We start from the raw sequence: 12,407 nt of genomic DNA on the forward strand, positions 1-12,407 counted from the left end.
TCAATGTTTTCGTGGCTCTATCAATATTATAAATAATCCACAGCCTATTAGGCTAACGCAGGATACAAACATACTAATATATTCACTATACCTTGCCTTTGATACTAACTTAATTTTATGATTACCTTTTTTCAAATTGATAGTCAATATTTTTTTGTCTGACTGAAACTTCTTCTTTTTTCCGTCAACATATAAGTGATAATCTACATTTTTATACATATTAATCGGTACAGTAGTTATTTTTTCCTTAGCTTTAACTTCAAATGTTGCTGAATTAGATGTACCACTATAATTTTTTATACCAGTATTAGCTTCTGTATAAAGAATATTATTGTTGTTTTTGTCCACCAAAGTATAATCTCTTAAACCATGTGTTTGCTCATGCGCAATTCTGACAAAATTTTCATCACTTTTTACATAAAACCTTATTGGATCGTCATTTTTCTTTAAATGAAATTGTAAAATACTATCGACACCCATTAAAATTAATAAAAAACTTATAATTAGTAGAATATATTTTTTGTGTACTTTTTGTTCTTCTAAATAAATCGTAATTGCTATAGTTATTAATAATACAATTAAAGCTGAAATCCTACCTAGAAATTGTATATTTCCAAAAACAGAGTCTTTTAATCTTGTATTCTCTAATTGTAACCAAGATGTCGTACAAATAAATAATATTACTGCAAAAACGGTCCATGGCACCCAATTACCTATTTTATCTTTTTTAAATAGTTCTACACATAAGAATATAATTAATATTAATCCAACCAATCCTATATTAAATATATACCTATCATCTTGTATGCTATTATCTAATACTGCAGATACCATCTTAGATGGGATTACAGGTGCTAATCCTTTAGTAGGAGTAAACATCTTATTAGTACTGGCTATTTTTACAATATTAAGTAGTGAGTAGCAACTTATTAATGCAGCTATTAATCCGCTTATTAGAAATCTTTTTATTTCGATTAAATTTACTTTTTTGAAAAAAATCCTTGTAAATTCTATTACTATTAATAGTAGACAAATTAGGAACAAACTAATCACATGGGAATTAGCAATCATCCCCATACCTATAGCGAGATAAACCGGTCCCTTATTTTTTCCACTCCAAATTTGCAAACATCCTAACATAACCAATGGTGCAAAAGTATAAGCAACCGCCTCACCTAGAGCTTCTCTAGAAAATAACAATGTTAAATGATATGCATTTACTCCATAAAATATTGCCGAAAAGATTCGTACTATATTATCCGAACTTAATTCTTTTACCAGCAAATAAGCATTCAACATTGTTACTAAGTTCAACAGTACATATCCTGCAAACATTGATTGCATTGGACTTCCCAATATTAATCTAGGCAATGTAAAAAATAGTGCTGTGGAAAACCAAGGATACATTCCATTAAATGCATTAACATGATCACCTAGACCTATAAAATTCACCAGAGGTGGCAACTTACCAACAGAAAATGCCCCGAAAACTGATTCCAATCTCGAAAGATGGATACCTCCATCCATTGTCAGCTTTAGAAAATTTCCGCTGAAGGCCGGTAATGTTACAATTATCGCGGTAATCACAAAAATAGTCAGCGTCAGTAGTAAGGGTCTTCGGCTGGCCATTACTTCTCCTCCTTAATAATGTAAATTGGACGATTTTTTGTTTCTAAATAGATTTCGGCAATATAGCGTCCGATAATACCAAGGCTCAACAATTGAACCCCACTAAAGAACAATATAATCACTGCTAGAGAAGGCCATCCAAAGGCCGCTGTATGTGGGAATAGGATTGCCCTAATCACCACTGCTATAGCTCCCAAAACAGCTAACACGCACGTTAGTACCCCTGCAGAAGTAACAAACGACAATGGAGCTGTTGAAAATGAAATAAACCCTTCAATCGCATATTTAAGTAACCCCCAGAATGACCAAGATGTACTACCGGCTACTCGTTCACGATTTTCGTAGGAAATGTAATAGGTATTGAACCCCACCCAGTTAAAAAGTCCCTTACTGAAACGTTCACGTTCGTCCATAGATAATACACTATCAACCATTTGACGAGTCATTACGCGGAAATCCCGAGCACCATCAACTAATTCTAAAGAACTTACCTTATTAATCCACTTATAAAACATGCGCGCGAAGAATGAACGAATCTTGCTTTCGCCATCTCGATCTTGTCTTCGGGTGGCAACGGCATCATATTCGCCTTCTTCGACAATTTTAAGCATTTTAGGAAGTAGTTCCGGAGGATCTTGTAAATCAACATCCATCACTGCTACAAAATCTCCTGTCGCTTTTTGGAGACCAGCATACAAGGCCGCTTCTTTTCCAAAATTTCTTGAAAAACTAATATAGTGAACTTCTTCATGCTCTTTTTGTAATTTTTTTAATTCGATTAAAGTCTTATCTTTAGAACCATCATCTACAAAAATAATTTCTGGTTCCACATCCATTTGTGATTCTACTTTAGAGAAAGCGTCATAAAATAACCCGACTGTCTCCTCTTCATTATATGCTGGAACAATTATTGATAACTTTTTCAAACTACTTCACCTATCCAAACTATTAAATAAACTTTCTTTTTTTGTACTTTCATGTTTTACTTAATAAGTTAACCTTACAATGATTCGGAGATGACATCATGCTTAATCAACTATTTTACAAGTACAAGTCTGTTATATCATATCTCTTTTGGGGCGTGGTAACCACCATCGTAAATATTGGTGTCTTTGCCATTCTATCAGATTACTTACATCTGTTCTACCAAGTTAGTAATGTAATTGCTTGGTTTGTTTCCGTGCTTGTGGCTTATGTTAGTAATAAACTTTGGGTTTTTAATTCTCATACTGAAACTACTGGTCAACTTGTAACCGAAGCAGTTCGATTCTTCTTAATGCGAACAGCCACTTTAGCAATTGATATTATTATTTTATATATTGGAATTACGCTTCTAAACGGAAACGATATTATCGTGAAAATTATTGATAATGTCGTTGTTGTCATTTCAAACTATGCGTTTAGTAAAATGGTCGTATTCAAAAACAAACAAAAATGGGATTAAATCCCATTTTTTTATTGTTCAAATTTAGCAATAGCTTCGGTTTCATCTAAAATTTCGATTCCTAAAGCTTGTGCCTTAGTTAATTTACTACCAGCATCGGCTCCTGCAATGAGGATATCAGTTTTCTTCGAAACTGAACCCGCCACATCTGCACCTAAACTAATTAAACGCTCCTTTAATTCATTTCGTGTATACTGTTCTAATTTTCCAGTCAAAACAACTTTTTTCCCTTTGTAATAACCATCAGGACTTTCAGCTGGCTTTACACCCAAATATTCCATATTAACTCCGACAGCCTTCAATTCATCAATCATATTTTGGGCTACATCACTTTGGAAAAATGTTGCTAAATTATTAGCTAAGGTTTCTCCGATCGTATCTACAGCATCAAATTCTTCAATTGTTGTTTGCATCAAATTATCCATCGTTCCGAATTTTTCCGCTAAAGTACGCGCCATCTTCGTACCAACCCCTTGAATCCCTAATCCATTAATTAAACGCTCTAAAGAATTTTTTCGGCTATTATCAATGGCTTCAAGTAAGTTGTTAACACGTTTCTCTTTAAAACCATCTAATTGGCTTAATTCCTCTGAAGTTAATTTGTATAAATCGTCAAAGTGATGAATAAAATTCTTCGCGTATAATTGTTGAATTTGTTTTGGTCCAAGTCCCATAATATTCATCGCATTTCGTGATCCAAAATGCTCTAAACGAGCTACAATTTGAGCTGGACAATCAGGGTTAATGCAACGAAGGGCCACTTCGCCATTTAAGTGAACTAATTCCTTACCACATGATGGACAGTGGGTTGGAATATCTAACTCACTAATTCCTACTGGACGCTTTTCTAACACTACTCGTGTAATTTCTGGAATGATATCACCAGCTTTATGTAACAGTACCGTATCGCCAATATGAACATCCTTAGCTGTTAATTGGTCTACATTATTCAAAGTGGCCCGGCTAACTGTTGTTCCAGCCAATTGAACGGGGTCCATCACCGCTGTGGGGGTTACCACGCCTGTTCGTCCTACCGTCCATTCAATATCTCGAACTACTGTAGCTGCCTCCTCTGGTGGAAATTTGTAGGCAATTTCCCATCTTGGAATTTTGACTGTGTGTCCTAATTCTTGCTGAAGACTTAAATCATTAACTTTCAAAACGATCCCGTCGATTCCATAAGGTAAATCTTCCCGTTGACCTTCGTATTTAGCAATATAATCCCAAACTTCATCTAAATTAGCACATACTTCTTGGGTAGGGTTAGTGTTAAAGCCTAATTCAGCCATCATTTGAATTGCCTGATGTTGAGTTTTGGCCCCTAATTGATTTGAATCCACAACTGTATAAATAAATGTGTCTAAATCCCGCTTCTTAGTTACATTTGTATTTAACTGTCGTAAGCTTCCTGCTGCCGCATTACGTGGATTAGCAAAAACTGGTTTTCCATCCTCTAATTGTTGTGCATTCAATTTAGCAAACGAAGCTTTAGGCATAAAGCATTCTCCTCGAACTTCAATCGAGAGCGGACGGGTCAATTTTTGGGGGACTGACTTAATAGTCTTCAAATTTTTAGTAATATCTTCACCAATATTTCCATCTCCACGGGTAGAGCCCTGAATCAGCTCACCATCTTGATAAATTAATGAAATTGCTAATCCATCAATTTTTAATTCAACATTATAATCAACTGGATGCCCAACATTTTTTTGGATACGATTATCAAATTCAACTAATTCATCGCGCGAAAAAACATCCCCCATCGACAACATCGGTTCTGTATGGGTAACTTTGGTAAAGCCCTCTAAAATTTCACCACCAACTCGTTGAGTAATCGAATCTTGGGTGATGATTTCTGGAAAAGCTTCTTCTAACGCCACTAAATCCGCATATTTTTCGTCATATTCGTAATCTTCAACTTCAGGAGCATCTTTGGTGTAATATAATTTGCTCCAACGATCCAAAATCTCTCTAAGGTTTTGCGCTAATTTACTAGCTTCTTCAACCTGCATCTCTTCCAATTTTTTTGGTAAACTCATCTTTTCTCTCCCATGACTTATATATCAAGATCTAATTCGACTGGACAATGATCGGAACCAAAAATTTCAGTATGAATCTGGGCGTCAGTCAATTTTTGATCCAACGCCTTTGAACTAACAAAGTAGTCAATCCGCCATCCAGCATTATTAGCACGTGCATTAAATCGATAGCTCCACCAAGAATAAACTCCTTCTTTTGAGGGGTAGAAGTATCGGTATGTATCTGTAAAACCACTATTTAATAACTGTGTAAATTTATTGCGTTCCTCGTCTGTAAATCCTGCATTTTTATGATTAGTTTTGTCATTCTTTAAATCAATCTCTTGGTGCGCCACGTTTAAATCTCCACAGAAAATAACGGGTTTATGCTGATTTAACTGGTCTATGTATGCTCTAAATGCATCATCCCAAGCCATTCGATATTCTAGTCTCTTTAATTTTGGCTGTGAATTTGGTGTATAACAAGTAATTACGTAAAATTTTTCAAATTCTAAAGTAATTATACGACCTTCTTGGTCATGTTCTTCAATTCCAAGACCATATCTTACAGCAAGCGGCTTTTTTTTAGTAAAAATTGCCGTACCAGAATATCCTTTTTTCTCCGCATAATTCCAATATTGATAGTAGTGAGGCAATTCTAATTCAATTTGCCCCTCTTGCAACTTTGTTTCCTGGATGCAAAATATATCTGCATCTAGTTCCTTAAAAACATCCAGAAATCCATGCTTAACCGCTGCACGCAATCCATTTACATTCCATGAAATAAGCTTCAAAATGACTTCCTCCAGTGTAAAAATTAATTTACTAATATTCCCATTCTATTATCGCATATTTTATTACTGATAGTACGCAATACATCAGCTTGCTTTCCTAAAAACGATTCCTTCAAACGCTCTAAAACGCTATAATTAAATAAAAAAGGACGGTGTTTTTAATGAAAATTAGCGTTGACTTAATTAATGGCTACTTACCAGATCAATTTGGTAAGCATGCTCCCAAAGCATATACATCCCATGATTTTCCAACTCGCTCATTCCCTATCAATATTAGTGATATTCCGATTGGAACTAAAGCATTAGCATTAACTTTAATCGACTATGATGCTGTTCCTGTGGCTGGTTTCCCTTGGATTCATTGGATTGCTACTGATATTGATGCAACTAATTATATCCCTGAAAATATTAGTATTTTAAATACAGGTATCGTGCAAGGTAAAAATAGTTCTGTTTCTAAATATATTGATTTTCATGACCCAGCAATCGAGGCCCGTTACCTAGGTCCTAAACCTCCTGCTGATCACGACTATACTCTGACGGTCTATGCCTTAAAAGAAAAGACTGGTTTAAAACCAGGATTTTATCTTAATGATTTAATGCGCCAAACCAAAGAACGAACAATTGAAAAAGCAACACTTGAGATCCCATCGCGAGGTTAAAAATAAGCTGCTACCAAAGGAAATAAAATCTTTGATAACAGCTTATTTTTTTGTCTTAATATTAAGGAATATTTTCCTATTTTGTATAGAAAACACTTGTTACAACGCCTTTTTAATTACTAAATAAAAATGAACGTTTTACCTGTCTGAATAGACGTATAAAAGCATAAAATACTATTGAAATCCAGCTTAACATAGCTATCCACAGCATCATTACACTAACTTTTTTAGGCGTATACGTTACTTCCATAACATTTTTACCAATCTTTCCTTTAACCTTAGGAACCTTAATTATACCTCCCGAAGATCTAGGGATTACTGGTAAGCCGTTTAATTTAAAATGATTATTTTTATAATATGCAACTGGTGGATTATCATAAGTTCCATTGCCCTTCCATGTCACAATAATCTTATGTTGCGCTACTTCCTTTTTATAATTTTTATTTTTGGTCGGTTGGATAATTTTATTGTTATAATCCCAGTATACAGAATTATCTATGCTATGATTAGCAGGCATATAATCCGAAGTTGACTTAGTAATATAATTAATATCCTGTTCATTTAAAGGCTGCTTCATCAAATAAGTAATATGTTTTAAAGTTTTAGGATCACGTCCAATATATGGTATAGTAGTCGATTTTGAAACTAATACATTGTGGCTTGCACTCCGATTATAGCGAAAATTAGAGCGCATATTTACTACTAAGAAAAGTAACAACACTAGGATTAGTCCATTCCTAATTTGTTTGATAAAGAAATTTGTACACTCAAAATCACCAATGCTGGCAACTGTAATTAATGCTAACACTGTGGCTGGGCCTACTAAACGTGCTGGAAATTGTAGTAAACTACTAAAAACAGCACTATCATGCATGATAGTAGGCCAATCAATAATAATAGTTGTTGAACACAAAAATAATGTTAATGATAAAAACCCTGTAACCTTCATAGCTAGAGATATCTTTTTAAAGAAGAACAATAAAGTTGAAGAAACGGCTAAAATAAAAAACAAGTTAACCCATTTTCCAGAAAATATTTGTAAAATATTATAAATACCCTTGCCATCGACAAAATCAAACTTAACGATAGGCACTATATAGTTACCATTATATAATTCGAACATTCCCGCTACTACATTTAATGATAAGCTTATACAAAGCAAAACTGCGTAAATACCATTTTTAAGTAATTTTTTTCTAGAAGCTCTATTAATTATTAAGGCAATAATAGCATAGATAACTAACAAGAATACTGATTGAATAGCAGTTGCTAGGTGTGTTTGTACCACTACTGCCATAATAGTACCTAGTTGAACCCAATTGATAGGTTCATCTTTATTATTAACCATCCGCATGCCGCACCCGACTACCAAAGGAATAAGCATTGCACCAATACTGGTAAAGTTCTGTGCCGCATCCCATCTAATTACAGCTGGACTAAATGCGTACATAATACAAACCAATTGAATCATGAATTGATTTTTTACCTTTCCCATTTTAAGGGCATAATTCATAGATAACCCTGATAAAATAAAAAATAAAAAACGCGTTACAATTTCAAATTTATAAAAACTCCCGCAAATAAGCAATATTCCACCAAAAATATATGTGATTAACGGACTATATACTGATGTGACCATTCGACCTGAGTTAGAGAACCCATATAATTGAATAAAGTAGGAAAAATTATGATTTTTTATCTGCATAGCAGTATCATATATCCGGTTAAAATGAAATAATCCATCTGCACCAATAATCGTAATATGATGGTGTATCTGAGGGATCGTTATGAATATACCTATGACTAATATAATTATAAGATACCAGTGCGTCTTAATTTTTTTATTTAGAGCAACCATATATTTTCTCCCCACTAAACCTTTAATATATTTTTATACACGCAACGATATTAACAATGCCAGAATATCCGTCATAATGTAAAATGATATTTTAAATTCATAAATTATATTATTTAATCAATAGAACTTATTAAATTTTTAGTAAACAAAAAACATCAGCAACCACTCCAAGTGGCTGCTGATGTTTTTTATAATTGTGACTTTTAAATTATATTTTTAGATAAATTGGATCAATGTCATTACGATTGGTACAACGACAATGAATAAAATCGTACTAGTTGTAACCAAGTTGGTAGCGTACTTAACATCACCATGCGCTTCATTAGCTAAGATTGGCATAACAGCTAATCCAGGTGCAGCTGCTTGAACGATTAAAGTTTGCATTTCCATCGTTGGTAAGCTGTGACCTGTATGTGCTCCTAATAAGATCAACCCTGTAATTACAAGTGGTGAAAGAACAAAACGACCAATCAAGGCAAAGATTGTATCACGATCAAAATGAATACTCTTTAAACCTGCATCGTATAATACGATACCGATATAGATTAATGATAATGGTGTAACCAAGTTACCTACGTAACTCAATGTGTTACCAGCCCAACCTGGAACAGGTAAGCCAAGTACTAGCCAAACGATAGCTACTAGGAAGCCAAGTAATGGAGGTGGAAGAAGTTTCTTCCAGTTTATCTTACGGCCAGTAGACTTGTCGTCAGCTTTCTTAGTTGGATCATCATTAGCAATCAAGAAGACCCCAAAGGCCCATGTTGAAACTGTATTTGTTACATAATAAACCAAGAAGTAGGCTAAACTCTTTGTACCAAATAAAGCAATATTCAAAGGTAATCCGATAAAGATGGTATTAGCATTAACTATCGTGTTCATAAATAGTCCACGACGACCTGGACGCACCTTTAATAATTTAACCGTAATCCAAGCAATGATGTAACCAATAATTACTCCTCCAAATGAATAAATCAATCCACTTGAAAGACCAATCAACTTAGGTAATGTTAGATATTTCATTACTGACATGAAAATTGAAGCTGGTAAAGCCACATTCATAATTAATTTTGAAATACTACCACTAAATTGGTCGTCAAACCAACCCATTCCTCGCAACCCAAAACCAAGGCCCATCATTAAAAGAATCGTAACAATACTTCCAACAGACGTAATAAACGCAGTCATTTTCTCACACTCTCTTCTTTTCACAAAACTGAAACGCTCGGATTTACCAACGTCCTCTCCACAGTTTTGCTTCTCTTATTTTAATTCTCTCTTTTGCTTTCTCCGATTGTCCTGATTTTAGTATTCAGGATTCCAACGTGTATCTTCAACTGCTTGATCAACATTATCAATCTTTTCTTTTGTAAGTCCTTGATCAACAGCACTTTGAGCAATTGCCTTAGCAACAGTATTAGAGAAATCGCTCAATTTTGAAACAGGAGGTAATACAGCAGCTCCTGGTTGGTCAACATCCACGATACCACCTAATGAATGAGCAGCTTTAGAAATCATTGTGTCATTCAATACCTTAGCAGTCGAAGCAATCACACCTAAACCTAAACCAGGGTAAACTAAAGCATTATTAGCTTGACCAATTTGGTAAGTTACACCGTTGTATTCAATATCTCCTACTGGAATACCAGTAGCAATTAATGCGCGGCCATCAGTCCACTTAAGTAAATCTTCAGCTTTAGCTTCAGCTAACTTAGTAGGATTTGATAGTGGGAAGATAATTGGACGTTCTGTATGAGCTGCCATTTCACGTACAACTTCTTCTGTAAATGAACCTGGTTGAGTAGAAGTACCCACCATAATTGTTGGGTGAACTGCTTTAACAACTGATAATAGATCAGTTAGTTCATCAGCATTATCAAATTCACTTCGTTTGCGAGCAAATGGTTTTTGTTCTGGTGTCAATGTTTCATCGTCATCGAACAATAGTCCTTGCTTGTCTACCATGTAGAAGTGCTTCTTAGCTTCTTCTTCTGATAAACCATTTTCAATCATTTCTTCGTAGATTCGTCCTAAAATACCGGCTCCGGCTGTACCTGCACCAAAGCTTAAGTAAACTTGGTCTGTAATCTTTTGCTTAGAAATGTTTAATGCTCCAAGGATACCAGCTAATGTGATAATTCCTGTTCCTTGAATATCATCATTGAAGATTACATAACGATCTTTGTACTTATTCAAAATGTTAGCTGCATTATCACGACCAAAGTCTTCGAAATGCAAGTACATGTTAGGGAATAAGTTTTCAGCTGTTTCAACAAACTTATCAACAAAATCGTAGTAACGATCACCTTTAATCCGTTCGTGACGGTTACCTAAATACATTGGGTTCTTCAATAAATCTTGGTTGTTAGTACCGACATCTAGAACAACAGGCAATACTTGGCTTGGGTCGATACCAGCAGCAGCTGTATAAACCATCAATTTACCAACAGAGATATCAACACCGTTAGTACCCCAGTCACCAATACCTAAGATACCTTCTGCATCAGTAACAACAATCAAACGAATATCGCGTCCAGCAGCTGAATTTTTCAAAGCTTCTTCCATCATATCTGGATCATCGATTGATAGGAATGTTGCATTTTGTGATTGTACATATAATTCACTATAGTTTTCGATTGTATCTGCAATAGTTGGATCGTAAACGATTGGCATAAATTCAACAACGTGTTGACTAAATAACTTGTAAAATAACACGCGGTTTTCGTTGAAGATTTGCATCAAGAACAAACGCTTTTCAAGGTCATTGGCCTTGGTTTGAAATTGTGCATAAACTTGTTCAACTTGTTCATCGATTGTTTGGATGTATGGTGGAATTAAACCATTCAATCCTAATTGGTCACGTTCTTCTTTAGTGAACGCCGTTCCTTTATTTAAATATGGATTATTAAGAATACTCATTGCTTTTTCAGTCATTTTTCTTCCTCCAGTTCTTATTTACTGTGTAAGTCTAATCCCTCGTAAAAACTATAGTCAAATTTATTATTAGTTATAAATATTTTTTATATTAATTCTAAAAATGCTGTTATAATAGTATTTCGGAGGTGCAATATGAACATTAAAGATTTGAATTATTTTCATGAACTCGTAAAAAATAAAAATTTTTCTTCAGTTGCCGAAATTTTTCATGTTAGCCAACCGACAATTAGTATGTCAGTTCGCCGATTAGAAGAAGAGTTTAATACCACCCTTTTCACTCGCGACCAAGGACGTCACCACTTAAATGTCACTTTGAGCGGTCAACAACTAGATGAACATGTTAATGCGATTTTGGATCATATCGCCATTGCGCAAAATAGTATCAACAATATTAATACCAACAAACTCATTTTGGGATTACCCCCCATTATGACCAAATACTTTTTTCCAAAAATCGCTAAACAGCTTACCGAACAAAATCTATTAAAAGCAATTGTTCCCGTAGAAAAAGGATCAGCTGAGTTAGAAAAAATGCTTTTAAATGGAACCTTGGATATGTCATTAATGGGATCGGTTCAAAATGAACATCACCGAAATTTAGCCTACCAACACTTGGGAAAAGACCATTTTACCGCTATCGTTGGTAACCAATCACCTTTCTTTAAACGTGAAAAGATTTGGTTTTCTGAATTAAAGAATGAAAAATTTCTTACTTTTGATAGTAACTTCGTTCATTCTGAAGCCTTAAAAAATTTTAGTAAGATTACAAACTTTCGACCTAATATCGTCTATCAAAGTAACGACGCTCAGGTCATTCAAGAAATGGTTGCTCAAAATGTTGGAGTCGGATTTATCGCCAATTCAGCACTCACTACCCGCCCAGATATTAAAGCATTGCCTTTTTATGATGAAGACCAACCTTTCTTCTATATGAATTTGGTCCAACGTAAAGACCGGATTCTAAGTCCCAATCAACAAAAGATTGCCGATTTAATTTATGGAAATTCGCTAATGAAATAAAAAAGTTTGATACTTGATTAAAAATCGCGTATCAAACTTTTTTTG

Annotated in this window: 10 protein-coding genes; 3 read left to right on the forward strand and 7 right to left on the reverse strand. The window is 34.5% G+C overall.

What is annotated here, in order from left to right:
• Together PEPE_RS07820 and PEPE_RS07825 are read right to left on the reverse strand one after the other, a co-directional pair.
• Positions 1-1,629: a glycosyltransferase family protein gene (locus PEPE_RS07820; RefSeq protein ID WP_011673759.1), complete on the reverse strand. Its 1,629-nt coding sequence runs from the start codon at positions 1,627-1,629 to the stop codon at positions 1-3.
• A complete protein-coding gene (locus PEPE_RS07825) occupies positions 1,629-2,555 on the reverse strand; it encodes a glycosyltransferase family 2 protein (protein ID WP_011673760.1) in 927 nt (308 codons plus the stop codon). The genes PEPE_RS07820 and PEPE_RS07825 overlap by 1 nt, the downstream gene beginning before the upstream one ends.
• Before the next feature lie 98 nt (positions 2,556-2,653).
• Between PEPE_RS07825 and PEPE_RS07830 the strand changes: the two genes are divergently transcribed.
• Positions 2,654-3,073, forward strand: a complete 420-nt coding sequence (locus PEPE_RS07830; protein WP_011673761.1) for a GtrA family protein — start codon at positions 2,654-2,656, stop codon at positions 3,071-3,073.
• An 11-nt stretch (positions 3,074-3,084) separates the two neighbouring features.
• Here the strand turns inward: PEPE_RS07830 and ligA are convergent, their stop codons facing one another.
• Together ligA and PEPE_RS07840 are read right to left on the reverse strand one after the other, a co-directional pair.
• Entirely contained in the window at positions 3,085-5,112 is a 2,028-nt protein-coding gene (gene ligA, locus PEPE_RS07835) for an NAD-dependent DNA ligase LigA (protein ID WP_011673762.1), read from the reverse strand.
• A 17-nt stretch (positions 5,113-5,129) separates the two neighbouring features.
• A complete protein-coding gene (locus PEPE_RS07840) occupies positions 5,130-5,885 on the reverse strand; it encodes an exodeoxyribonuclease III (protein ID WP_011673763.1) in 756 nt (251 codons plus the stop codon).
• A gap of 161 nt (positions 5,886-6,046) precedes the next feature.
• Here PEPE_RS07840 and PEPE_RS07845 point away from each other — a divergent pair, with 161 nt between their 5' ends.
• Entirely contained in the window at positions 6,047-6,547 is a 501-nt protein-coding gene (locus PEPE_RS07845) for a YbhB/YbcL family Raf kinase inhibitor-like protein (protein ID WP_002832962.1), read from the forward strand.
• 112 nt (positions 6,548-6,659) lie between these two features.
• On the opposite strand, the gene PEPE_RS07850 is transcribed toward PEPE_RS07845, so the two are convergent.
• The 3 genes from PEPE_RS07850 to PEPE_RS07860 form a co-directional block, all read right to left on the reverse strand.
• A complete protein-coding gene (locus tag PEPE_RS07850) occupies positions 6,660-8,405 on the reverse strand; it encodes a hypothetical protein (protein ID WP_011673764.1) in 1,746 nt (581 codons plus the stop codon).
• Positions 8,406-8,621: 216 nt separating this feature from the next.
• Positions 8,622-9,593, reverse strand: coding sequence for an AEC family transporter (locus PEPE_RS07855; protein ID WP_011673765.1), 972 nt, complete (start codon positions 9,591-9,593; stop codon positions 8,622-8,624).
• A gap of 117 nt (positions 9,594-9,710) precedes the next feature.
• On the reverse strand, positions 9,711-11,339 hold the full coding sequence (locus PEPE_RS07860) for a malolactic enzyme (protein ID WP_002832959.1): 1,629 nt from the start codon (positions 11,337-11,339) through the stop codon (positions 9,711-9,713).
• Between the two features lie 135 nt (positions 11,340-11,474).
• Here PEPE_RS07860 and PEPE_RS07865 point away from each other — a divergent pair, with 135 nt between their 5' ends.
• Positions 11,475-12,362 (forward strand): LysR family transcriptional regulator, encoded by an 888-nt coding sequence (locus PEPE_RS07865; protein WP_002832958.1) that lies wholly within the window; start codon positions 11,475-11,477, stop codon positions 12,360-12,362.
• Positions 12,363-12,407: the final 45 nt, after the last annotated feature.

The sequence above is a fragment of the Pediococcus pentosaceus ATCC 25745 genome, from assembly GCF_000014505.1.
GTDB lineage: Bacteria > Bacillota > Bacilli > Lactobacillales > Lactobacillaceae > Pediococcus > Pediococcus pentosaceus.

Coding starts and splice junctions, on each gene's coding strand:
- PEPE_RS07820 (WP_011673759.1), bottom strand. CDS start 1,629: ATGGCCAGCCGAAGACCCTTACTACTGACGCTGACTATTTTTGTGATT.
- PEPE_RS07830 (WP_011673761.1), top strand. CDS start 2,654: ATGCTTAATCAACTATTTTACAAGTACAAGTCTGTTATATCATATCTC.
- ligA (WP_011673762.1), bottom strand. CDS start 5,112: ATGAGTTTACCAAAAAAATTGGAAGAGATGCAGGTTGAAGAAGCTAGT.
- PEPE_RS07845 (WP_002832962.1), top strand. CDS start 6,047: ATGAAAATTAGCGTTGACTTAATTAATGGCTACTTACCAGATCAATTT.
- PEPE_RS07850 (WP_011673764.1), bottom strand. CDS start 8,405: ATGGTTGCTCTAAATAAAAAAATTAAGACGCACTGGTATCTTATAATT.
- PEPE_RS07855 (WP_011673765.1), bottom strand. CDS start 9,593: ATGACTGCGTTTATTACGTCTGTTGGAAGTATTGTTACGATTCTTTTA.
- PEPE_RS07860 (WP_002832959.1), bottom strand. CDS start 11,339: ATGACTGAAAAAGCAATGAGTATTCTTAATAATCCATATTTAAATAAA.
- PEPE_RS07865 (WP_002832958.1), top strand. CDS start 11,475: ATGAACATTAAAGATTTGAATTATTTTCATGAACTCGTAAAAAATAAA.